Source organism: Acinetobacter sp. 1566109 (assembly GCF_000582255.1).
Taxonomy (GTDB): domain Bacteria; phylum Pseudomonadota; class Gammaproteobacteria; order Pseudomonadales; family Moraxellaceae; genus Acinetobacter; species Acinetobacter nosocomialis.
This window is the reverse complement of sequence record NZ_JEYB01000228.1, coordinates 1-503: the sequence shown is the minus strand read 5'-3', so window position 1 is coordinate 503 and position 503 is coordinate 1. Positions and strand designations below refer to the sequence as shown.

Genomic DNA, 503 nt, shown 5'->3' with positions numbered 1-503 from the left:
TCTCACCGCGGTTTTATAAGCTTTTGGATAACTATTTTTAGTTTCAAAAATAGCCTTAAATAATAAGTAGTACGGGCCTTCTAAGTCGGTATGTAGAACATACAACTTCTTGAGTTTATCGGTTGTGCTTGTGTCATGGTCATACTCGACCAGTGCAACCACTTGGTCTTGGAGGTGTTCTTTTTGTACGATTAAACAGATTTCGATGAAGCGTTCTTTAGAGTGAAAATAATTATAAAACGTCATTTTATTCACTTCGGTTTCTTTCACAATTTTGTCGACACCGACCATGTGAAATCCACCGTGATGGAACAGATTTATTCCTTTTTTTACAACTTCTAAAGCACGTGTTGGGAGAATAAAATTTGACATAGTTTTACCGTTATAAAAATAAATTTTTTTTGTATATAAAAGAGATATAAAAAGCCTGTGCCCTTTTTGGGAGAAAAAAAGGCACAGCAAAGCCTATAAAGACTGTGCTTGGCACATCTCAAGTTTTATTG

1 protein-coding gene is annotated in these 503 nt (G+C 34.8%); it reads right to left on the bottom strand.

Annotated features, from left to right (window positions below):
- Positions 1-372: TetR/AcrR family transcriptional regulator (locus J582_RS25575; RefSeq protein WP_032049023.1), on the bottom strand; the 372-nt coding region annotated here is incomplete at its 3' end.
- Positions 373-503 lie beyond the last annotated feature (131 nt).